Annotated in this window: 21 protein-coding genes and 1 other annotated feature; of the genes, 3 read left to right on the top strand and 18 right to left on the bottom strand. The window is 41.8% G+C overall.

Annotation, left to right across the window (positions count from 1 at the left end):
• Window positions 1–236: 236 nt before the first annotated feature.
• Window positions 237–457, top strand: a binding site (T-box leader).
• Window positions 458–510: 53 nt separating this feature from the next.
• The gene (gene trpS, locus V6Z54_RS01855) at window positions 511–1,506 is read left to right on the top strand and encodes a tryptophan--tRNA ligase (RefSeq protein WP_305960965.1); all 996 of its coding nucleotides are present in this window, start codon (window positions 511–513) and stop codon (window positions 1,504–1,506) included.
• Between the two features lie 34 nt (window positions 1,507–1,540).
• Here trpS and V6Z54_RS01860 read toward each other — a convergent pair whose 3' ends face one another.
• The 9 genes from V6Z54_RS01860 to V6Z54_RS01900 form a co-directional block, all read right to left on the bottom strand.
• Window positions 1,541–2,293 carry a YjbA family protein gene (locus V6Z54_RS01860; protein ID WP_073979845.1) on the bottom strand — a complete coding sequence of 251 codons (753 nt, stop codon included), beginning with the start codon at window positions 2,291–2,293 and terminating at the stop codon, window positions 1,541–1,543.
• Between the two features lie 156 nt (window positions 2,294–2,449).
• Window positions 2,450–3,349, bottom strand: coding sequence for an oligopeptide ABC transporter permease (gene opp4C, locus V6Z54_RS01865; RefSeq protein ID WP_080772319.1), 900 nt, complete (start codon window positions 3,347–3,349; stop codon window positions 2,450–2,452).
• A gap of 33 nt (window positions 3,350–3,382) precedes the next feature.
• Entirely contained in the window at window positions 3,383–4,333 is a 951-nt protein-coding gene (locus V6Z54_RS01870; protein WP_034621771.1) for an ABC transporter permease, read from the bottom strand.
• Between the two features lie 216 nt (window positions 4,334–4,549).
• On the bottom strand, window positions 4,550–6,184 hold the full coding sequence (locus V6Z54_RS01875; RefSeq protein ID WP_041089822.1) for a peptide-binding protein: 1,635 nt from the start codon (window positions 6,182–6,184) through the stop codon (window positions 4,550–4,552).
• Window positions 6,185–6,269: 85 nt separating this feature from the next.
• The gene (locus tag V6Z54_RS01880) at window positions 6,270–7,292 is read right to left on the bottom strand and encodes a dipeptide ABC transporter ATP-binding protein (RefSeq protein ID WP_041089820.1); all 1,023 of its coding nucleotides are present in this window, start codon (window positions 7,290–7,292) and stop codon (window positions 6,270–6,272) included.
• A complete protein-coding gene (locus V6Z54_RS01885) occupies window positions 7,289–8,269 on the bottom strand; it encodes an ABC transporter ATP-binding protein (protein ID WP_039177799.1) in 981 nt (326 codons plus the stop codon). The genes V6Z54_RS01880 and V6Z54_RS01885 overlap by 4 nt, the downstream gene beginning before the upstream one ends.
• A 149-nt stretch (window positions 8,270–8,418) precedes the next feature.
• On the bottom strand, window positions 8,419–9,222 hold the full coding sequence (locus tag V6Z54_RS01890) for a DUF2268 domain-containing protein (RefSeq protein ID WP_073979846.1): 804 nt from the start codon (window positions 9,220–9,222) through the stop codon (window positions 8,419–8,421).
• A gap of 77 nt (window positions 9,223–9,299) precedes the next feature.
• Window positions 9,300–10,541, bottom strand: a complete 1,242-nt coding sequence (gene fabF, locus V6Z54_RS01895; protein ID WP_039177794.1) for a beta-ketoacyl-ACP synthase II — start codon at window positions 10,539–10,541, stop codon at window positions 9,300–9,302.
• Between the two features lie 21 nt (window positions 10,542–10,562).
• On the bottom strand, window positions 10,563–11,501 hold the full coding sequence (locus tag V6Z54_RS01900) for a beta-ketoacyl-ACP synthase III (protein ID WP_024425052.1): 939 nt from the start codon (window positions 11,499–11,501) through the stop codon (window positions 10,563–10,565).
• Between the two features lie 171 nt (window positions 11,502–11,672).
• On the opposite strand from V6Z54_RS01900, the gene V6Z54_RS01905 reads away from it, so the two are divergent.
• Window positions 11,673–11,906 carry a hypothetical protein gene (locus tag V6Z54_RS01905; protein WP_039177793.1) on the top strand — a complete coding sequence of 78 codons (234 nt, stop codon included), beginning with the start codon at window positions 11,673–11,675 and terminating at the stop codon, window positions 11,904–11,906.
• A 10-nt stretch (window positions 11,907–11,916) separates the two neighbouring features.
• Here the strand turns inward: V6Z54_RS01905 and V6Z54_RS01910 are convergent, their stop codons facing one another.
• From V6Z54_RS01910 to V6Z54_RS01925, 4 genes are all read right to left on the bottom strand, one after another.
• Entirely contained in the window at window positions 11,917–12,114 is a 198-nt protein-coding gene (locus tag V6Z54_RS01910; protein WP_024425054.1) for a ComZ family protein, read from the bottom strand.
• 13 nt (window positions 12,115–12,127) lie between these two features.
• Window positions 12,128–13,090, bottom strand: a complete 963-nt coding sequence (locus V6Z54_RS01915; protein ID WP_073979847.1) for a BMP family ABC transporter substrate-binding protein — start codon at window positions 13,088–13,090, stop codon at window positions 12,128–12,130.
• 91 nt (window positions 13,091–13,181) lie between these two features.
• Window positions 13,182–13,757, bottom strand: coding sequence for a nad binding enzyme (locus tag V6Z54_RS01920; RefSeq protein WP_073979848.1), 576 nt, complete (start codon window positions 13,755–13,757; stop codon window positions 13,182–13,184).
• A 73-nt stretch (window positions 13,758–13,830) separates the two neighbouring features.
• Window positions 13,831–14,571 carry a hypothetical protein gene (locus V6Z54_RS01925; RefSeq protein ID WP_073979849.1) on the bottom strand — a complete coding sequence of 247 codons (741 nt, stop codon included), beginning with the start codon at window positions 14,569–14,571 and terminating at the stop codon, window positions 13,831–13,833.
• A 212-nt stretch (window positions 14,572–14,783) separates the two neighbouring features.
• Here V6Z54_RS01925 and V6Z54_RS01930 point away from each other — a divergent pair, with 212 nt between their 5' ends.
• A complete protein-coding gene (locus V6Z54_RS01930) occupies window positions 14,784–14,978 on the top strand; it encodes a YjzD family protein (protein ID WP_003211779.1) in 195 nt (64 codons plus the stop codon).
• Between the two features lie 125 nt (window positions 14,979–15,103).
• Here V6Z54_RS01930 and V6Z54_RS01935 read toward each other — a convergent pair whose 3' ends face one another.
• From V6Z54_RS01935 to V6Z54_RS01955, 5 genes are all read right to left on the bottom strand, one after another.
• Window positions 15,104–16,369 carry an MFS transporter gene (locus tag V6Z54_RS01935; protein ID WP_024426491.1) on the bottom strand — a complete coding sequence of 422 codons (1,266 nt, stop codon included), beginning with the start codon at window positions 16,367–16,369 and terminating at the stop codon, window positions 15,104–15,106.
• A gap of 160 nt (window positions 16,370–16,529) precedes the next feature.
• Window positions 16,530–16,709 carry a YjzC family protein gene (locus tag V6Z54_RS01940; protein ID WP_008348517.1) on the bottom strand — a complete coding sequence of 60 codons (180 nt, stop codon included), beginning with the start codon at window positions 16,707–16,709 and terminating at the stop codon, window positions 16,530–16,532.
• A 102-nt stretch (window positions 16,710–16,811) separates the two neighbouring features.
• A complete protein-coding gene (gene argF / locus V6Z54_RS01945) occupies window positions 16,812–17,762 on the bottom strand; it encodes an ornithine carbamoyltransferase (protein WP_075611237.1) in 951 nt (316 codons plus the stop codon).
• Window positions 17,759–20,839, bottom strand: a complete 3,081-nt coding sequence (locus V6Z54_RS01950) for a carbamoyl phosphate synthase large subunit (RefSeq protein ID WP_338527638.1) — start codon at window positions 20,837–20,839, stop codon at window positions 17,759–17,761. The genes argF and V6Z54_RS01950 overlap by 4 nt, the downstream gene beginning before the upstream one ends.
• Window positions 20,832–21,893 carry a carbamoyl phosphate synthase small subunit gene (locus V6Z54_RS01955; RefSeq protein WP_075611235.1) on the bottom strand — a complete coding sequence of 354 codons (1,062 nt, stop codon included), beginning with the start codon at window positions 21,891–21,893 and terminating at the stop codon, window positions 20,832–20,834. The genes V6Z54_RS01950 and V6Z54_RS01955 overlap by 8 nt, the downstream gene beginning before the upstream one ends.
• Between the last annotated feature and the right edge of the window lie 37 nt (window positions 21,894–21,930).

The following is a 21,930-nucleotide window of genomic DNA, read 5'->3' on the forward strand; positions in this document are numbered from 1 at the left end:
TTTTTATAAACTAAAGTCTCAATCACTTCAACAAATTAAAGCGTAAATTGATTAAAATAATTAAACAAATTGAGCAGGAATAATGTTTTATACATATAATTAATCATCCTTTTTTAAAAAATTCTGACAGATATTTGTTATTTTATCTAAAATTTTAAGTGTCTATAGGCATGATGAGAAGGTCACATAATGGTTTCGTGACTTTTTCATGGTCATCCTTTATAATAGATAGACATATTGTTGCGATGAAAAAGAAGAGTACATATATTCACCATTGACAGAGAGTCTGCGGCCGGTGTGAGCAGATAATGGCATGTATGGAATGGGCTTTGGAGCAGCTAACCGAACACTATTAAAAAAGTGAGTAGGCTTAGACGGAGCAGTCTCCGTTATCAACGTCTTGAGTGATTTCTATGTGAAATAACAAGGGTGGTACCACGGTTCATTCGTCCCTTTTCTGTTGAAAAGTGACGGGTGGGCCTTTTTATATTGAAGAAAAGAGGTTTTAGTATGACAAAGAAGACAATTTTTTCAGGCATTCAGCCGAGCGGTTCTGTCACATTAGGGAACTATATTGGAGCAATGAAGCAATTTGTCGATTTGCAGCATGACTATGATGGCTATTTTTGTGTCGTGGATCAGCATGCGATTACGGTGAGTCAGGACCGATTAGCTCTCCGCCAAAATATTAGAAGCTTAGCAGCTCTTTATTTAGCTGTTGGACTTGATCCAGAGAAGGCGACATTGTTTATCCAATCAGAAGTACCTGCTCACGCCCAGGCAGGATGGATGCTGCAATGTGTTGCTTATATTGGGGAATTAGAAAGAATGACCCAATTTAAGGACAAATCCGCTGGTAAGGAAGCGGTTGTTTCAGGCCTATTAACATATCCTCCTTTAATGGCTGGCGATATCTTATTATATAGTACTGATTTAGTTCCTGTTGGAGAAGACCAAAAGCAGCATCTTGAATTGACTAGAACGCTTGCTGAACGCTTTAACCGAAAGTACAATGACATTTTCACTGTGCCTGAAGTGAAGATTCCAAAAGAAGGCGCTCGGATTATGTCTTTAACAGATCCAACGAAAAAGATGAGCAAATCCGATCCGAACCAAAAATCCTTCATTACCTTATTAGATGAACCAAAGCAGCTTGAAAAGAAAATTAAAAGTGCTGTGACGGATTCAGAAGGCATCGTCAAATATGACAAAGAGAACAAGCCTGGAATTGCCAACTTGCTGACAATTTATTCTGTATTAGGCAACATATCCATTGCAGAGCTGGAGCAAAAGTACGAAGGCAAAGGATATGGTGAGTTTAAAGGAGATCTTGCGAACGTTGTCGTTGATGCTTTAAAACCAATTCAAGATCGATACTATGAACTCATTGAATCAGACGAGCTTGACCGTATTCTAGACGAAGGTGCTGAAAAAGCAAACCGCACAGCAAACAAAATGCTGAAAAAAATGGAGAATGCGATGGGTCTTGGCAGAAAACGCAAATAAAAAAAGCTTGCAGCACTCCCGCTGCAAGCTTTTTCTAATTTACTTTTGATTCGTTTTCCATTTCCCAAAGCTTTTCGAAAAACGGCTGTCCTTTAATCATTTTTTCACAGAAGGCTAAATGATTTTCTGACCATCCATCAATCGTTTCATTGTAAAGCATGTTCCAAATCTCTTCGAATGACATTCGTTTGATTTGGTTGTACATGCGCGGGTTCCATTCCGTATACCAATAGGCAATCTCCGCCCTGTTTTGGAGCCCCTTTAATTGATCGAGCGCCATAAACATCAGCTGCTTCAGCTGTCTTTCTTTTCTCGTTAATCCGCTGATATGCTGCGGCGGCAGTGATAGAATGTGGTACTCCTTCGTCGATTCAAGACTGCCCTTAGAGAATTCATATTCTTCTGCCTTCACATCTTTCACCATTTCATAGACCAATTGCTCCTGCCTTGGGATCAAGCGGCTTTTTCTCACTGGAATGGAATAGCCAATCGTATCCACGGCAATGATTCGTATGCCGTCTGTGACTACAAAGCAATACTCTAATTTACGGCGCTCATGATTTTTTCGAATATATGATTTCTCAAATACAGACTCTAGCAGCGTCTTTGGCAGCTCTGAAAGATCATTCTCTATGTAATCAAACAAAGGACTCTGCACCTTAAGTAAAGGCACTTGATCTAACAGCTCAACGCTGTCCTCCTTACGCCACTCATGAAAATGACACACATTGTAGCCATTTTCTTCCCCTTCAAACCAATTCACCCATACGTCATGAAGAAATAACATAACCAATCCCTCACTTTATAAAAACTGTTGTCCACAGTATGGGCAAGGGATAGAGAAATTATTCCAACTTTATCAAAACTTAAAACTGGATGAATGACGGCTTCGTGTCTTTATTTCATTCAGGAAACGGAGAGCGCACGCAGAGCCCTAAAAACTTTACTTCAGCTTTTTAGGATCAAGCGCATCTCTCAGCCCATCTCCTAAAAAATTAAAGCATAAAACAGTCAGCAAAATGAGTAAACCTGGGAAAAGCGGGTACCACCACGCTTGCACCATAATCGAGAAATTTTGTGCATCTTGCAGCATGTTGCCCCAGCTTGCCGTTGGTGGCTGAATACCAAAGCCAAGGTAGCTGAGCGTTGATTCAGCTAAAATGACAGAGCCTACTTTTAATGTAGCTGACACAATAATAGGACCGATACAGTTCGGTAAAATATGCGAAAAGATGATGACATGATTTTTCGTTCCAATGGTTCTTGCCGCGAGTACGAATTCTCTTGTTCGAAGTGATAAGAATTCACTGCGAATGAGCCTGGCGGTTGTTGTCCAGCCAGTCAGAGCAAAGATTAAAATCAATTTATCAATGCCCGGTTTGAAAATGGTGACGAGCGTGATCAATAGAAAAATATCTGGAATCGACAACACGACATCCACAAACCTCATTAACAAGGAATCAACAAACCCTTTGAAATACCCCGCGACCGCGCCAACGACAGTTCCAATAGTGATTGCACCAACCACCGAGACGAAACCGACCAATAAAGAAACGCGCGCGCCATATAGCACCCTTGAGAAAATATCGCGGCCAAACTTGTCTGTGCCCATAAAATGCTCAGCACTTGGCGGCTGGAGCCGCTTCAATAAATCTTGATGCTCTGGTGCATATGGAGCGATCACTGGAGCAAAAATGGCAGAAAAAATAATGACCAATAAGATCACGGAGCCGGCAACCGCCAATTTATTTTTGAAAAATTTCTCGCAAAATAAACGCAGCATCGTCTCTGGCTTTGGCGGAAGGCCCTCCTTTAATTTGATATCAACAGGAGGTGTTCCCATATTAGGCTGTGCCAATTGTACTTCAGCTCCCTTCTAATATTCAATACGCGGATCAACGATCGCATATAAAATATCCGCTATTAAATTTCCCACCACCACGAGCACTGCGGAAATAACGGTCATCGCCATAATGACCGGATAATCTCTCGAAAAGGCAGAATCAATAAAAAGCTTTCCAAGTCCAGGCCATGTGAAGATTTGTTCCACCACAACTGCGCCGCCAATAAAGGATGGTATCATCAATCCGAAAATCGTTATGACAGGCATAAGACCGTTTCTTAAACCATGCTTAAAAATAACTTTGTTCTCTCTAAAGCCTTTCGCTCTTGCGGTGCGAATGTAATCCTGCCTCATGACATCAAGCATACTTGACCTTGTGTACCTGGTCAGCCCTGCCATATCAGCCGTTGCTAAAACAAAGGCAGGTAAAATAATGTGATGGAGCCGATCAAACACATTAAAATCGGCATTCAAGGTAGAGACTCCACCAGTCGGAAACCACCCTAGGTTCACGGATAAAACCATAATGAGGATAAGACCAAACCAAAAGTTTGGAATAGCCAGTCCGATAAAAGATGTAACCGTAATCCCGTAGTCAAGCTTTGTATACGGACGTTTTGCTGAAAGAACACCAAATGGGATGGCGATCAGCAGGGCAACTAATGTAGAAAAAATCATGAGGATGAGGGTATTTGGCAGCCGGGCAAAAATCAAATCTGCCACGGGCGTTCCCTTTTTGACAATGGATGTGCCAAAGTCACCTTGAAGCATATTGCCAAGCCATTTCATATATTGCACATATTCAGGATCATTCAAGCCGTACTTATCAATAAAGGCTTCCCGGTCTGCCGCACTAATGGTAGGGTCCATCATGAGTGACATCGGATCGCCTGGTGCTGCTTTCATAATGGCAAAGGACAAAATGGTAATCCCTAATAAAATAGGAATAGAGAGCAATGTCCTTCTAATGATATATGTAACCATATGCACAACTCCTTTTTCATCGGATCGCCATTCTGTGAAAAAAAGGCTAAAATGAAGTTATTTTAGCCCTTTGTCTTCTTTTCAGCGTGATATAACCCTCCTTGAATTCTCGTGCTGATGCAGAGCGCGATTAGCACCACGCAAAGACCGGACACCAAATGCAAGGAATTGTTCTCACGGTGAAAGGGGAGAATCCTCCCCCTCTTCACTATCAGCCTACTGTTCAAGCCACCATTTTTCGATTTTGTAATACTCATCTTTCGGGTGGTAAGAATAGCCTTGAAGATTAGATGGCATAGCGCGATGTGAGTTAGCATAGTAAAGGAACGTATATGGCTGATCCTCTGCGATCAGTTTATAAATTTTTTCATATGCCTTTGAATAATCTTTTCGATCGCTTAATTTTTTAGCATCGACTAACAGCTTATCGACCTCTTTATTTTTATACCAGATGTTATTTAAGCCTTTTTCTGACTGGCTTGAGTGGAAGATGCTAAATTGATCAGGGAATGTCGCAAGGCTCCAGCCGAGCAGCAGTGCATCATAATCCCATTTAGGCGGTGTCGTCTGCTCAATGAGTGCACTGAATTCCACAATTTGCGGCTTCGCTTCCACACCAATTTCTTTGAGCTGCTGCTGGACAACGACAGCGATATCTTCACGAACTTTATTTCCTTGGTTGGTCTTTATGACAAAGGAGAATTTCTTGCCATCCTTATCAAGATAGCCGTCTCCATCTGTATCCTCCCATCCCTCTTCTTTCAGCATCTTTTTGGCTTTTTCTTGATCAAATTCAAATACTGGAACACTTTCATCCTTTGGATAGTTCCAGGACAGCGGACTTTCTGGAATGTTAGCTACTTTGCCGTCTCCATCTAACACTTGGTCAACAATCGTTTGACGATCAATGGCATGCGTCAGCGCTTGGCGAACCTTTTTACTCTTAAAAAGTTCATTTTTCTGGTTCCAGCCAATGTATGAATAATTCAGGCCTAGGTCAGATTCAATTTTAATGTTGCTGACTTTTTCAGCTGTTTGCAGCTCTGCTCCTGGTACAGCAAAGAAATCAATATCGCCTGCTGACAGCTGAGCAATGGCTGCATTTTGGTCAGGAATCGTTTTAATCGTGACGGTATCAAGGTATGGGCGTCCATCCCAATAATCGTCAAAGGCTTCTAGTTTGACGTAGTCTCCTTCTTTCCACTCTGCAAATTTAAATGGACCAGAACCGATTGGTTTTTTTCGGTTAAATTCGTTTTCACCGAGATCCTTTATAGGCACATCACCTAAAATATGCTTAGGTAAAATGCCGTAGCTTCCTAATGTAACATTATAAAAATAAGGATCTTTTTTATTGAGCTTGAATTCGATCGAGTAGTCCCCTGTCTTTTTAACAGACTCTAATACTTCAAAGCCTGATCCGCGCTCCCCATTGTAGTCCTTATTGATTGGAATGCTGTATGTAAACACAACATCATCAGCAGTCAGTTCTTCACCATCATGAAACTTCACACCTTTTTTAATGGTGACATCAAACTGCTTGCCGTCATCCGATTCTTTAATATCCTCTGCCAGCGATAGCTGAGGGTTCAGCTTTCCGTCTGTTTGAAGTAAGAAGCTGTAGATTCTTTCTTCAATATCAGAGCTTGCCACATCTGTAGAATACAGCGAGTTAAATAATGTTGGCTCTGCAATAGAACCGATGACAAGATCGCCGCCTTGTACAGGTTTACCTGTGGATTTCTTTCCACTGTCTCCTGACGTTTTATTTCCACTAGAACAAGCAGCAAGGATTAATGTAAAAATCAGCAGTAAACTGATCATAATGGACTTTCTATTTCTAACTTTCATAGACAATTCCCCCTATCTTTTTTTAAAAATAATGACCGATTCCTGTTTCATCCCCCCTCTCAAAGATGAGATCATACAAGCTTGATCAAGCGTTGTAGAGGTGGCAGGCAACAAAGTGGTTCGTTTTTAACTCCTGAAATGCTGGTACTTTTTCTTTACAGATTTCTTTCGCATGCGGGCATCTTGTGTGAAAGACGCAGCCTTTTGGCGGATTTGCAGGACTCGGCAGGTCGCCTTGCAGCATAATGCGTTCTCTTTTCACCTGCCCTTTTTTACGGGTGACAGGAACGGAAGAAAGCAGAGCCTGTGTATATGGATGGAGCGGTTCATCGTACAGACTATGTTTATCGGCAAGCTCCATCATTTTGCCGAGATACATGACGCCGACTCTATCGCTAATATGCCTGACCACACTTAAATCGTGAGAGATAAATAGATAGGTAAGGTCAAATTCCTCCTGAAGCTCCTCCATTAGATTAATGACCTGCGCCTGAATGGATACATCAAGTGCTGATACAGGCTCATCTGCGATGATCATGTCGGGATTCATGGCAAGCGCACGAGCGATGCCGATTCGCTGCCTCTGCCCGCCTGAAAATTCATGGGGATAGCGGTTCGCAAAGCTTGGATGAAGGCCTACCTTTGATAAAAGCTGTTCTACTTTTTCATTTCTTTCTTTTAAGGAATATAAGTGATGTGTTTTGTAGGGTTCTTTGATGATGCTTCGAAGTGTTTTTCTAGGGTTGAGTGATGCAAAGGGATCTTGAAAAACCATTTGGATGTTTTTTCGTGTAGATTGTCTTAGCTTTGATTCTGATACGCGCGTGATGTCTTGCCCTTTAAAAAAGATTTGACCGTCAGTTGGTTCATATAGACGAATCATCGTCCGTCCTAATGTGGATTTACCGCATCCTGACTCCCCGACAATACCTAACGTTTCACCTTTATAAATCTTCAAGTCTATGCCGTCAACAGCTTTTACTGCACCGACTTTTTTCTGAAAGACACCCGCTTTAATCGGAAAATGTTTTCGAATCTGTTTCAGTTCAAGAATCGTTTCTTTCTCTGGTAATTCCGTTATTTGTGTTTGATTTTGAGCAAGGGTCATGTTTGATCTGCCTCCTCATATAAGAAACATCTGACGCTTCTGCCATCTTCAAATGTTCTCAGCTTAGGCAGTTCACCCAGGCAGCGTTCCTTCACTTGCGGACATCTAGGAGCAAAGCGGCAGCCGGCTGGAAGCTGATCTGGCGCAGGAACATTTCCTTTGATGGCTGTTAACGGCTGGATGTCTCCGTCAATGACAGGAATTGATTCAAGCAGCCCTTCTGTGTAAGGATGAAGCGGCTGTTCAAACAACTCTTCCACGGTTCCATTTTCAACAACCTGTCCGCAGTACATGACAATCACTCGATCTGCTACTTCAGACACGACACCTAAATCATGTGTGATAAGAAGAATAGAAGTACCAAAGGTAGAGCATAAATCTTTCATTAATGTGAGGACCTGTGCTTGAATGGTCACATCCAGGGCTGTTGTCGGTTCATCTGCAATGAGAAGCTTCGGATCACAGCTGAGCGCTATGGCAATCATTACTCTTTGCCGCATGCCGCCTGATAATCGATGCGGATAATCTTTCATGATTTGCTCCGGACGGGAAAAACCAACAAGCTTCAGCAGATCAACCGCTTTTTTGACCGCTTCTTTTTTTGAAAATTTTTTGTGATAGATGAGGATTTCTGTTATTTGTTCTCCGATGGTTAAGACGGGATTAAGTGAGGTCATGGGTTCCTGAAAGATCATAGATACTTCATTACCACGGATGCTGCATAATTCCTTTTCACTATATGTAACAAGGTCCTTTCCATCAAGTTTGATAGAACCGTCCATAATTTTCCCACCAGTTCCATGAATCAGACCCATAATGGATAAGGACGTAATGCTTTTGCCAGATCCAGACTCACCGACTAATGCGACAGTTTCTCCTCTGTTGATGCTGAAATCAACGCCATCAACAGCAGGTATCGGTTCCTTTTTTCGAAAAAAATATGTTTTTAAGTTTTGCACTTCAAGCAGCGTGCTCATTCATTCGCCCCTTTCTCCATAGATCAATAGAATTGAACCTGAATATTCCGTCTTTTTAAAATAAAAAGAATTATTTGTATATTATTACATCGCTATGACGAAATCAAGAAGTATTTAGTAAATTTGTAATATGTCTCTTTTTATATGAATTACTCACTTTTTGATTCTATCGCTTTTAAAAAAGTTTCTGACGGCTCTGCAATCATAGACTCCTCGCTGATTCGGTGCTCATTAAAATATTTTTTCACGATATAAAACCCGGTGGCGTAACCAAGCATTTTAGGGTAGTTTCCTTTTCCATAAAGAAGATTCTGTATCAGCCTTTCGTCGTCCTGGACTTTTTGATCAAGATGACTGGATACCCATTTCTTGTACATGCGCTGAAGCTGGGATTCGCTATAGAAGGTGGTCCATTTCGCTGTATAGCTTTCACCATATCTATGATACACAGCATATTCAGCGAGCCCCTCCATCATGATTGTATCGAGGAATGTAAAGTCTTTTTCTTCTTTTGAGAGAAAATGCAGCCTGCATACATGGTGATACTCGTGAGTCAGCAATGTACCGATTCGCTCCTTCGGGGTATTTGGAGACAAAAAAAGAAAGACCTTGTCATCAAATGCCATGCCGGATTGATAATAAAATTGCTCTCTGATTTCTCTGCTGTTCTCGTTGACAGGTAAAATAAATACGGGAATGTCAGGGCCTTTCCACTGCTTTTGAAGCGTTTGGTATTCTTTCATGACAAGCTTGAAGTACCCTTTTTCCTTGAGCTTGTCGATCATGTTTTTGCACGAGCTCCAAGACCGAACCATCCCGTGATGCTGCAGGTGAGCGAGGATAGACGACCATTCTTTTTCCTCTGCCCCTTTAAAATAAGGAACAAAGCGCGCCGCAAGCTCCTGAAATGATGATGATTGATGAATGAGATATTGTGTATTGATCAGACCCATACCGCTGAACACCTCCATTTTCATCATATGCAAAAAAGCGGCGATCTGTTTATCGACCGCCGCTTTCTCAGGAAGTATTACGCTTCGTATTTTTTGAAAATAATTGTCGCATTATGCCCGCCAAAACCAAGTGAGTTACTTAAAGCAACTTGTACTTCTTTTGAACGTGCTTCATTTGCTACATAATCAAGATCACATTCTTCATCCGGTGTTTCAAGATTAATGGTCGGAGGAATGACGCTGTCTTTAATCGCAAGAACAGAGAAAATAGCTTCTACTCCGCCTGCTGCGCCAAGTAAGTGACCTGTCATTGATTTTGTTGAACTGATTGCAAGCTGGTTCGCATGCTCTCCGAACACTTCTTTAATCGCCATTGTTTCAAATTTATCATTGTAAGGTGTGCTTGTTCCGTGGGCATTGATATAATCAATGTCTTCCACAGACAAACCTGCATCTCGAATCGCTTCTTGCATTGCACGGACGCCGCCTTCACCGTTTGGAGCTGGCGCCGTAATATGGTAGGCATCTCCAGTTGAACCATATCCAACGATTTCAGCATAAATGGTCGCACCACGTTTTAACGCATGCTCAAGTTCTTCAAGTACAATAATCCCTGCACCTTCACCCATGACAAATCCGTCACGGTTTTTGTCGAACGGACGGCTTGCTGTCTTTGGATCAGGATTTGTCGAAAGGGCTTTGTTCGCACAGAAACCCGCAAACGACATTTTTGTTAACGGCGCTTCTGTTCCGCCTGTGATCATTGCATCTGCATCTCCGCGCTGAATGACTTTAAATGCATCACCAATTGAGTTTGTACCTGTTGCACATGCTGTCACTGTACAAGAGTTAACTCCTTTTGCACCAAGTGCAATAGAGATTTGGCCTGTCGCCATATCAGGAATCATCATTGGGACGAAGAATGGACTGACGCGTCTTGCCCCTTTATTTGAATACACTTCGAACTGCTCTTCAAATGTTTCAAGTCCGCCAATACCAGATCCAACCCATACACCAACACGCGGTGCAATTTCATCTGTGATTTCAAGACGTGAATCTTCGAGCGCCTTTTGAGCAGCAACGACAGCATATTGTGTGAAGCGTGCCATTTTTCGCGCTTCTTTTTTCTCCATGTAATCCTCAATGTTAAAATCTTTTAGTTCTGCTGCTACTTTTGCGGTATATTCACTTGAATCGACACGTGTAATCGGTCCAACCCCTGATACACCCGCTAAAGCATTTTTCCATGTTGACTCTACATCGTTGCCAAGTGGTGTCAAAGCACCTAATCCTGTAACAACTACTCGTTTCTTATCCATTAATTTGTGCACCCCACTCTTTTATCGGCCCCATCGCATAGCGATTGCGCCCCAAGTTAATCCGCCGCCAAAACCAACCATTACAATCACATCGCCGTCATGAATTTTTCCGGCTTCGATTTCTTCACATAGTGAAATTGGAATAGAAGCTGCTGATGTGTTTCCATATTTATGGACAGTCTTCGACATTTTTTCAACTGGCAGCTCTAAGCGTTCGCGTGCTGCTTCCATAATGCGAATATTTGCTTGATGCGGGATCAAGAAGTCAACGTCTTCTTTTGATAGTCCAGCTTTTTCAATGACGTTTACACTTGACTCGCCCATTTGTCTTACAGCAAATTTAAATACTTCTCGTCCATTCATGATTGTATGATCTTTTTCATCTAAGTACAAGTGCTTCCCGCCGCTTCCATCTGCTCCGAGTTCAAATGATAGAATTCCTTTGCCTTCGCTGACTTCTCCCAGCACAGCAGCTCCAGCTCCATCTCCAAACAAAACAGCTGTATTGCGGTCATCCCAGTCGGTAATGCGAGAAAGTTTTTCAACACCGACGACAAGCACGTGTTTGTAAGTTCCTGATTCGATAAATTGTTTTCCAGTAACAAGCCCATACATAAAGCCAGCACACGCAGCGCTAATATCCATTGCACATGCTTTATGTGCACCGAGCTGCTCTTGAATCATACAAGCGACTGTCGGAAATGCTTGATCTGGCGTGACTGTCGCCACAAGAATCATATCGATATCTTCTGCAGCCACATCTGCGTCAGCTAATGCTTTTTTTGCAGCAGCAAGCGCCATATGAGATGTATTGACATCATCAGATGCAATTCTTCTTTCTTCTATACCTGTTCTAGTACGAATCCACTCGTCAGAAGTTTCAACCATTTTTTCTAAATCATGATTTGTTAATACTTTTTCAGGTATATAGCGGCCAAGGCCAATAATTCCAGCATTCATTGAATAAGACTCCTTTTACTCATACGAGCATGTGATATTGTGATCTTATATTAGTATCTGGTACTAATTTTACCTTATTTTTTTCTTCTTGGCAATACAAACGTCTAACCTTTCCTCTCACTTTTTTCATAGATTAATGATATATACCAATAGTAGAAAGGAACATGTGATATGGCGCAAAAAGATATTTTCTCAGCAATGATGTTTGGACAGCCGATTGAAAAGGAGAAAAGTAAGTCAGAGGCAAAGGAGGAACGTGCGGAGACATCTTCAAGTGATGACTCAATTGACTACATGCATGTCATGAATCAAATTGGAAACATTATGAACTCCATCGATGAGTTGAAGCCTGTGTTTAAAGATGTTGGTCCTATGATTAGTGCCTTCAAGAAAAAATTATCATAAAAAAAAGCCACTATTCTGTGGCTTTTTCTGATTCTGCATCTGCTTTTCCAAGCTCGTATGCTTCCTGCATGACAGATGTAAATAATGTTAGCAGCGGCTGAAGCGCTTCAGGCTCAAGCTGAATCCCTGCTTTATCTAATTCTTCCTTTGCCTGCGGAAAATACTTCATGGCAATTTGTAAAAATTCCATCGATTTTTCGTGCTGCATGATCGTCGTCTCCTCACTTTTCATTTGGCAGTTTGCCAGTTTTTTTGTAAGACGCAATATCACTTTCAATGTCTTTCACAAAAGCGTCGTCAATGGTGGTGCTAAATTTCCCCATCTCGATCACTCCTTCTTTAAAATCAAAGGAGTACTCACCTTGTTCATTTAGCTTGCCTTCATTAAATTTCTTTGCAATGATGCTGTACGCTTTATCAACATGCTGGACAGTGCTCGTTAAAACCGTATGACTTCCAAGGTTGGATTGATCGGTGACATACCCGATCGCTGATAAATTATCGGCTTTGATTTGTTCAATGACAGGGATATTATAACCATCACCTGCTGGATACACAACATCAACGCCCTGCTTTTTTAATTTTTGATAGAGCTCCACCGCTTTGTCAGCATCATCCCAGTTTTCGACAAACTCTGCTAACACTTGTACATGTTCATCTTGATATTTTGCCCCTTTGATAAAGCCGTCTACCTCACTTTGCCAATCATATGTAGCAAGAATACCAATCTTTTTGGTTTTTGACATATGTGCAGCTGTCATGCCTCCGAAAAAGCCCATCGCTTCACCTTTAAACGTCACGTTTGTGACATTGCCCGCCTGAGGCTTGTTTCCATTGACCGTAATAAATTGTATGTTTGGATAATCTTCACTGATCAAGTTAAAAATTTCACTGTATTCATTGCCATGGCCAATAATTAAATTGACTCCTTTTTTATGGAATTCTTCAATGGCATCAACGATTTTCTCCTTGTCGACCATTCCTTCCTTATAATAAACATCTACACCAAATGTTGATTGGATACTTAATAAGCCTTTATAACCTTTCGTTCCCCAAACTTGATCATTAATCGTATCGGGGACGAGTAAACCCACCTTCTCAATTTTTCCTTTTAAAGGTGCCTGCGAGCAGGCAGATAATAGAAGAAGGAACGAAAAGATCATGACAAGCCGCTGGTACTTCATGCCATGTTCAACTCCCTTTTGCAACATGCAGTGATGAACCTGTATGTTAAATATAGGTTTATTTTATACTGAAAAAAGATAAGATGGAAGATCATTCTTGCTTTTTGTCGAAAAATGTTGAGTTTTGTCTTTTCCATTCCGCAATCATGTCTTCTGCCTGTTTGACATCTGTTTCGCTTTCTACCTTCAATTCATGCGTCATGTCCTGTCTTTGACCTGTGTCCGATGCCCATTTTAACAAGTCCTTTGCCACATCTTCTACAAAAAATGAATCAGCACGCTTTGTTTGATCTTCATTGAATGTCCATGGTCCGAACATGTGAGGAAGAATAACTGCCGGCATATTCTGTTTTGCTGATTCGTTTTCAGGTTTATCAAAAAGAATCCGGTACATGCCATGCTTTGCTTTGATGTCTTCCTGCCTGTTATGTGGTTCCTCTGATTGAATAAAAATGAGGTCATACGTGTCTTTGCTATCCTGAAGGTCAATGACACGTACGAGATCATTTCTGCCTAGCCACATCATCCGCTCTTCTAACAGTCCCTTTTGCTCTTCTTTAAGATCATGAGGACGCGTGATATCCACTTGGATGCCCTCTTTCATCATATATTCACAAAGTGTCAGGCCAAAAAACTCATCTGCCCCTATGATCAGTCCTGTTTCCATGTTCATGTCCCCTTTTTTAATATCGAATAAAAAGAAGAGCCCTTTCTATGAAGGGCTGTTATCATCCTATTCATCACAATTCTCTTTCATGCGATTTATAAAACTTGTGAATGGATTGAAAGATTCTTCTCGGATGATCAAACATATGCAGTGTGAGATCGATCTGACAATGTTCTGGATTCTTCATATGCTGATCAATAAAAGGCTTTGCGTGAAGTTCATATGCATAAGGTGCGCCGTTTAGTCTTTGCCATATATGAATCGGCACATGAGCAGAATGAACAGGGCAAGAAGGCAGTGGATACGTTTCAGCTTCCTTTTCAGAACAGCCATAGCTCTCTGCTAACTCTTTGATCAGCTGCTTATAAAAGAATTTGTGCTCCTTTTCTCTGTCTCGTTGTGCACCCAGATGCAGACATGGATTCACCATCGCAATGGACCTTAGCACTTCAGGCATCTCCTCAGCGAGGCTCATGGCAACAAGTGCACCCATTCCCTCTGCGAGCACATGAATTTCCCGGTTTAATATTTCTTGTTTTAGTGTGTGATGCACGAGCTGCTTGGCACTAAAAACAGCATCTTCGCATCCCCAGTGATTCCCATGAAGATGACTATTAAACAATGTATATCCTTCATCCTTTAAGGCAGTTAAAAGCTGGTTTCTTCCATAATGCTGAAGCCAGAATGATGTATTTTCCTGCACAAAGTGATTTCGGTCACCGAGGATTAGAATGCCAAAGCCATTTGGTTTTTGAGGAAGATGAATGATGTTCCACTGGGAACCAAGCTGGAAAAAACGTTCGCTTACACCCATATGGCCAGCCTCCTTTCAGTGATTCTGCTTTCTATGATATGAACAACTACTCTTGTAGGAATAAGGAAATCCCCTAAAGACAGAAGAATTCTTTTTATTTTTATAGCAGAAGGTCTCAAAATGGTCACATAAAGGCGGAAAACAGTCTTTTCCCTTCACTTGCATCTATGGTATGATAATCAATAGATTGTTACATAAAGGACGGTGGGATTATGCATTATATTATCACCCTCATTTGGACTTTTCTGCTGACACATATGGCTGGTTACATCGTTGCCTCTATGAATGGAGCTGCTTATGATTTTACGCTCACTTCCATTCTTGCAGTTGTGTTTACGGTTATTTTATTCATCTTTGCTGAAGTAAGTCCAATGAAAGAAACGGAAAGTTCAACAAAACACTCTTAATATGCAAAAACGATTTGTGAAAAAAGAGCTAAAATGATGTTTAGCTCTTTTTTCTTTTTTTCTGCGTGATTAAAAAGCGGCATGCTAAAACCCCCTGTCTAAACATACAGGGGGTTTTTTATCGTTTACACCTCGACGGTTTCGGACTTTTGTTTGTCCGCTGTCAAATGGCTTTTCGCAAGCCCTGTAAACAGGAAGATCGCGATACCTGATAAAATCTCAAGGATTCCTCCGCCAGCAATGACAGGTCCCGCTCCAAATCTTTCTGCCAGAACGCCTGATACGACAGCTGCAAGCGGGAGAAAGACATTTGATGAAGCATTGATCACAGCATATACTTGCGGCTGATCCTCTTGGTCAACAGACGTTTGAATAATGACCATTTCCGGTACATTAATCGCACTGACAGCAGCTCCGAAAATAAAGGAAGCAAGCAGAACGACCGGCAGCCATGTACTCATCCCTGTAATAAAGAACGCAGCCCCTTCAATCATGCCAGCGACAATAAAGAACAAACCAAATCTCTTAATTTTGACCTTCGCTAGAGCAAAGCCCATCATAAACGCGCCAACTGCGGCAACGCCCCTTAAAATGGAATACACCATGGAGTCGCTTTGCAGCGCTTCTGCTACGTATACCGCTGAGAGCGCCTGCCACGGAGCAGCTGCGACATTCATTAAGATACAATACAGTGTGAGTGCAAATAAAATGTGATGGTTTTTGACAACGAGAAACCCTCTTTTTAAGTTATACAAATATGTATTCTTCGCTTGTTTAATGCCTGCTGCTTTTTCCTCATCGGTTTTCTTCAGCTTGACCCCGATAATAAACAGGCCAGAAATCACAAATAAAGCAGTGGTGATCAGCAGGGTATCAGCAGGTCCAATCAATTTAACCAAAAGACCAGCCACCATGACTGCTGCAAGTGCGACAATCTCAAAGGAAGATTGCAGAATCGCATTTGCTTTTTGAATGAGATGCTTTGGAACAATCTGCGGTAAGATCGCTACAGAAGCTGGATTATACGCTGCACCTGTTGCCGATTGAATAACCATTAATGAAATCAATAACCATAGAGGCAATAGATGCGAAAAGTGCAAAAGTGGAATAATGAGTACAATTGTTGCTCGAACAACATCTGAAGCGAACATCCATTTAGACAAATGGTGCTTTTTCATAAGAGGTCCTAATATTGGGGCTAACAATGATGAAGGGAGAACAGTTACTGCTAGAAGAAGTCCTGTACCGAGCGCTCCATCCCCTCTTAAAATCAATAGCCAAAGGACGGATGTAAAAGCAAAACTTTCCCCTGTGTTTTTAATGAGTCTTGATATGAATAATGAGGTGAAGCGTTTATTCCAAACACTTTCACTGAGATTCATCTTTTCCATCACACAAATCCTTTCAACAATATTTTCCAATTATACATTTTAGTTTAATTTCCATACTATTTATTTGAAAATTGGAACTTAATTGCTTTTTATTATAAAGAAAAAAGAGGCATGACACATGCCTCTAAAGACTTATTCCTTATGACTCTTAGTCAATTGCTTACGGCTTTCTTTGGTAAGTCCAAACCCGATTATGGTTCGAGTTATCAGGAAAGACATCGCCTGCTTTAAGCTTAATCTTTAAAGGATCTTTCACCATACTGCCAGTTTCACCGATCTCGATATACACACCATTATTAGGTGCTTTATTCCCTGATTTAAATTGATGCTGCTGACCCATTTTCATCCTCCTTTCTCGATTGATGTTATTATGTCCCGTCCCTTGCCTCTCCAATCCTTTATGCAAAAAGTCCCTGCTCATACGAGTCAGGGACACTTTGAATTATTTGGATGGTTGATACATGAGTTCTTTCATTAACGCTTTTTGCACATGCAGGCGGTTTTCTGCCTGCTGAAATACTTTTGAGTGCGGCCCGTCAATAACATCTGCCGTCACTTCTTCACCGCGATGTGCCGGGAGACAATGAAGAAAAATATAGTCCTTTGCTGCATGACTCATCAGTTCGTCATTGATTTGATATTCTTTAAATTCAGCAAGTCGTTTCTCTGTTTCTGCCTCCTGCCCCATGCTTGTAAACACATCTGAATAAATAACATCTGCATCTTTTACAGCTGCGACAGGATCTGTCGTCACGGTCACTTCTGTGCCTGATTGTTTCGCAAACTCACGGGCAGTGTCTGTTACTTCTTGAAGTGGTTCATAGCCTTTTGGTGATGCAATAGCAATGTCACAGCCTAGCTGCGCACAGCCGACCATTAAGGAGTGAGCCACGTTATTTCCGTCACCGATATAGGCGACTTTGATTCCTTTTAACGTCCCTTTTGTTTCTTTAATCGTTAATAAATCAGCAAGTGCCTGACATGGATGTGAGTAGTCAGTTAATCCATTAATGACTGGAATGGACGCGTATTGTGCAAGCTCTTCAACCTTCTCATGCTCAAAGGTTCGAATCATAATACCGTCGACATAGCCAGACAGCACCTGCGCTGTATCACTGATGGTTTCACCTCTGCCAATTTGCAAATCATTTGAGCTGAGGAAGAGCGCATGTCCTCCTAGCTGCGTCATTCCCGCTTCAAACGAGACACGGGTTCTAGTCGAAGATTTTTCAAAGATCATTGCCAACGTTTTCCCTTTGAATAAATCTTGATATGGGTTTTGCTTCATTTCTTCCGCTTTTTTAATTAAATAAGCAATCTCATGGATTGAGAAATCTTTTAACGATAAAAAGTCTTTTCCGTATAATGTCGGTTGTACGTCGACTTGACTCATGCCGTCACTTCCTTTTTATATAATTCATGGAGCGATACTGGTGACACATCTCCATTTTTTCCTTGCAGGAATGCTTGAACAGTTTCATATTCGGTTAGGACTTGAACGCTGTGTGTGAGTGCTTTTACACGCTGCTCTTTTGCCTCTTCATCTTCTCCTAAATGAATATGAAGGGATTTATCTTCATTCTGCAGCCAGGATTCAAAGCTACCAGTCCAGATGTCAAAGCCTGCTTGTTTTGCTTCATCTATCAATTGCTCACTGCCTTGTATAAAGAGGCTTCCTTTTTTCTTCCAGATCGGCGCAAATACTTTTTTCAAGGCGCTTTCGGCGTTCTTGCCTACACACATTCCTTCTCCTGTCGCTTTCATTTCAGGTGTCAGCTTGAGGTCGATATCTTGAATGGCATGGGATGAGAACACTGGGAATTTGACCGCTGTCCCCCCTTTGTTTTTCGTTGCAGGGTTTAGCTCTTCAAGCGCCGCACCAGCTAATAATTGAGTGGCCATTGGGATCATATCAATGCCCATTACCTTACTGACGACTGGAACAGTCCGGCTTGCCCGCGGATTCACCTCTAATACAAGCGCCTGATCACCTTTGATGACAAATTGGATATTCATAATGCCCTTGAACGCTAATTTCTTCGCTATTTGTTCAGACGCGGTATGCACCTGCTGTTTGATGTCTTCACTGATCGAGATGCTTGGTAAAATGGCAAAGCTGTCACCTGAGTGCACGCCCGCTTTCTCAATATGTTCTACGATCGTTGGAATGAAGGCTGTTTTTCCGTCAGAAATAAGATCCACTTCAACTTCTTTTCCAGTAACGTACTCATCAATTAAGATTGGGTATGGCAAATGATCTGGCTGATCCAGCAGTGACGCCAAATGTGCTTCTGACTGAACAACGATCATTCCCATTCCACCAATGACATACGATGGGCGAATTAATACAGGGTAACCGATGCTTTTCGCATGTACGAGTGCTTCTTCTTTTGAATGAGCCGTATCTCCTTTTGCGTGAGGAAGATTCAGTTCATCAAGAAGCTGATAGAATAAATCACGGTCTTCAAGTGCATCCAGCGTAGCAAAGGACGTACCTAACAACGTGACACCGGCTTTTTCTAAGCCTTCTGCGACGTTAATCGCAGTCTGTCCGCCAAATTGGACAATGACAAAATCAATTTGTTCTGCTTCCACAACGTTTAGGATGTGCTCTAATGTAATCGGCTCAAAATATAAACGATCTGCAATCTCATAATCAGTACTGACTGTTTCTGGATTGTTGTTCATCATGATGGTTTCAAATCCAAGCTTTTGCAAAGTAAGAACGCCATGAACGGCACTATAATCAAACTCGACCCCCTGCCCGATTCGAATCGGACCAGAGCCAATGATAAGGGCACGCTGCTTTGTTTTTTCTTGATGCTCACCATCGCTTTTGCCAAAGTAGGTGGAATAGAAGTAATTCGTTTTTGCATCAAATTCCGCCGCACATGTGTCGACAATTTTAAATGAAGCAGCAATCCCGTACTCTTGACGGAGCTGCCTGATTGACTCTTCCGTTTGACCCGTAAGAAGAGCAATCGTTTCATCAAGGAAGCCTTTTTCTTTTACCTTTTTCAAGGTATCTTTTGATAGCGTCCCCTTATGATCTTTCAATTCTTGCTCGAGCGTAATCATATTCTGGAACACATGTAAGAAGAATCGATCGATTTTCGTCGTTTGATGAATCGTTTCAACCGTTTCTTGTCTTGAAAGAAGCTCCATGACAGCGAAAAACCGGCGATCGTCTGGTGTTTTGATGAGTTCAAATAATTGTTCTGTCGATTGCTCTTTCAGTTCTGGCAGGTGGAAGCCCTTCGTTTTAATTTCAAGTGATGCAACTGCTTTTTGGATGGCTGATTCTAAATTTCGGTCAATCGCCATGACTTCGCCAGTGGCCTTCATTTTTGTGCCTAATTGACGGTCTGCCTGTTTAAATTTATCAAATGGCCAGCGCGGGAATTTTACGACAACATAATCAAGTGCCGGCTCAAAACTAGCATATGTTGTGCCTGTGAGCGGGTTTTTCAATTCGTCTAGCGTATACCCCACCGCAAGCTTAGCTGCCATTTTCGCAATCGGATAGCCTGTTGCTTTTGATGCAAGAGCGGATGAACGGCTGACCCGAGGATTCACCTCAATGACAAAGTATTCTTTACTTAGTGGATCAAGGGCAAATTGGATGTTGCAGCCGCCGACTACATCCAGCGCTGAAATGATTTTAAGGCTCGCTGAACGGAGCATTTGGTAATCCTGATCCGTTAATGTTTGGGAAGGTGCAACGACAATTGAGTCTCCTGTATGCACACCAACTGGATCGATATTTTCCATGTTGCATACCGTGATACACGTATTTTGACGGTCTCTCATGACCTCATATTCGACTTCTTTAAAGCCAGCTATGCTTTTTTCAACTAAACACTGGTGAATCGGACTCGCTAAAAGAGCTCCTTCAATGAGCGGCTTAAATGACTCTTCTGTTAGAGCGATTCCGCCGCCTTTACCGCCAAGTGTGTATGCTGGTCTTAGGATAACTGGGAAGCCGACTTCTTTTGCAAATTGCAGAGCATCTTCCGCATTATCCACAATTTCACTATCTGGCACAGGTTCGTTCAAATGCTTCATGAGAGCACGGAATTTCTCTCGATCTTCACCGTTTTCAATTGTTTCAACTGACGTTCCGAGCAGAGTCACCCCATGCTTTTTCAGCACTCCGGCTTTTTCTAGCTCGACAGCAAGGTTTAAAGCCGTCTGTCCGCCAAGGTTGGCTAAAAGACCATCTGGTTTTTCCTTTTCAATGATTCTTGTCACTGAATCAACTGAAAGCGGTTCAAAATAGATTTCATCAGCAAATGACTCATCTGTCATAATGGTTGCTGGGTTATTATTCACTAAGATGACTTTGTAGCCTTCTTCTTTTAAGGCCATACATCCTTGTGTTCCTGAGTAATCAAATTCTGCTGCCTGACCAATGATGATTGGACCAGACCCGATGACTAGAATGGTTTGTATGCTTTGATCTTTAGGCATGTGCGACTTCTCTCCTTGCTTGTTTCACTTTCTCAATAAAATCATCGAATACCCATTCACTTTCAGCAGGCCCTGGGTGTGCTTCTGGATGAAATTGAACTGACATAATCAGCTTTTCTTTATGAATGAATCCTTCTACAGATCCATCATTGACATGAAGAAATTTCACATCCACTTCTTTGTCATTCATGCTTTTTTCATTCACCACATAGCTGTGGTTCTGACTTGTCATAAAGACACGTTTGGATTCTGTATCCTGTACAGGATGATTCGCTCCCCTGTGGCCAAATGGCAGCTTATACGTATCTCCGCCAAGTGCAAGAGCGATTAATTGGTGACCTAAGCAGATTCCAAGTGTCGGGAATGTCATCATGATGTCATGAATCGTTTTTAAATACGGTGTCATGGTTTTCGGATCTCCAGGTCCGTTTGACAGCAGGATCGCATCAGGTTGGATCTCAAACACCTTTTCCATTTGTTTATATGGAATGACGGTTACTTTACAGCCGCGCGCTGCAAGCGAATCTGCAATTGATTTTTTAAAGCCAAAATCAATGAGCGCCACATGTTCCTCACCGCTGCCTTGTGTGTAGATCTCGCTATCTGTCACCTGTGCGACGACATTGTCTTGTTTCATTGCAGGCGGCGTTTCGTTTTCGTCTACACTAAGCACAGCGTTCATCGTTCCATTTGCCCGGATGTTTTGCACGACTGCACGCGTATCTGTATGTGTCAGAAGCGGAATATTCCACTTTTGTAAATAATCTTTTAAGCTGACCGCTGCAAGATGATGTGAAAAATGCTCTGCTGCCTCGTAAACAACCACCGCTTTTACTTGAGGCTTTTTGCTCTCAAAGTCTTCATGATTAATGCCGTAATTTCCGATCAGCGGATATGTGAAAACAATGATCTGACCTTTATAGGAAGGATCTGTGAGCACCTCTTGATAACCTGTCATACCTGTAAAAAAGACCACTTCACCTGTGATGCCAGCTTCTCCTGTCAGATCTCCTTCAAAAGAGGCTCCATCTTCTAAATTTAAATAACCTTTCATGCTTATGTCACCCCAAAATTGAATAATTAATGATATA

The sequence above is a fragment of the Bacillus sp. MAG717A genome (assembly GCF_036884855.1).
Classification (GTDB): domain Bacteria; phylum Bacillota; class Bacilli; order Bacillales; family Bacillaceae; genus Bacillus; species Bacillus safensis.